A 1,023-nucleotide genomic window follows, 5' to 3' on the forward strand; every position below is an offset into this window, starting at 1 on the left:
GGCGGGAGGTCGACGTCGACCGCCCCGGGGACGCCGCCGGGGGCCGTGACCTGGCCGGGGAGCTCGGCGAGCTCGTCCCGGTGGTCGAGGTCGACGGGGTGCGCCAGGGCTACTGGCGGATCGACGGGGGACACCTGCTGCGGGCCCTTTCACGGCCACGGCCGACGCCCTAACCTGTCCCCACGGTCGGGGCCCCGGCCGTGCGGGGGCTTGCGGGAGTCGACGTGGACACGCATGGCAGGACGCCCGGGACGCGGGGTGCGGTGACGGCGCCGGGCGGGACCGGCGAGCACGGGGACACCCGTGGACGGGACGCCGGGCAGGGTCCGGCGCGCGCGGTGCCGCCGTCGACGGTCGCGCGGCTGCCCGGGTACCTGCGGGCGCTGCACGCGCTGGCCGCCGAGGGCGCGGTCCTCACGTCGTCCGACGAGCTCGCGGCGCGGTCCGGGGTGACGTCGGCGCAGCTGCGCAAGGACCTGTCGTTCCTCGGCTCGTACGGGCGCCGGGGCGTCGGCTACGACGTCGCGCACCTGTCGGAGCGGGTCGAGGTCGTGCTGGGCCTGACGACGCAGCGTCGCGTCGTCATCGTCGGGATCGGCAACCTGGGGCACGCGCTCGCGAACTACTCGGGCTTCGCGGACCGCGGGTTCGCGGTCGTCGGGCTCGTGGACGCCGACCCGGACGTCGTCGGCACGACGGTCGCGGGGCTCACGGTGCAGCCGTTCGCGGAGCTCGCGGGGCTCGTGTCGGGCACGGGGGCGACGATCGGCGTCATCGCGACGCCCGCCGCCGGGGCGCAGGTCGTGTGCGACGCCCTGGTCGACGCGGGGGTCGTCGGGATCCTCACGTTCGCGCCGCGCGCGCTGCGGGTGCCGGCGCACGTCGACGTGCGGGCGGTGGACGTGGCCTCCGAGCTGCAGATCCTCGCGTTCCACGACCGTCGGCGGACCGGGACCTGGGAGGTGTGAGGGCCGTCCCCGGGAACGCGACGGCCGGCGTCCGCGGGTCCGGTGGGACCCGGCG

At 77.3% G+C, this 1,023-nt stretch carries 1 protein-coding gene; it reads left to right on the forward strand.

Going from position 1 to position 1,023, the window contains the following annotated elements; translation table 11 throughout:
• The first annotated feature begins 338 nt into the window (after positions 1-338).
• On the forward strand, positions 339-968 hold the full coding sequence (locus CBZ_RS20365; RefSeq protein ID WP_246013578.1) for a redox-sensing transcriptional repressor Rex: 630 nt from the start codon (positions 339-341) through the stop codon (positions 966-968).
• Positions 969-1,023 lie beyond the last annotated feature (55 nt).

The organism is Cellulomonas biazotea (genome assembly GCF_004306155.1).
Taxonomy (GTDB): domain Bacteria; phylum Actinomycetota; class Actinomycetes; order Actinomycetales; family Cellulomonadaceae; genus Cellulomonas; species Cellulomonas biazotea.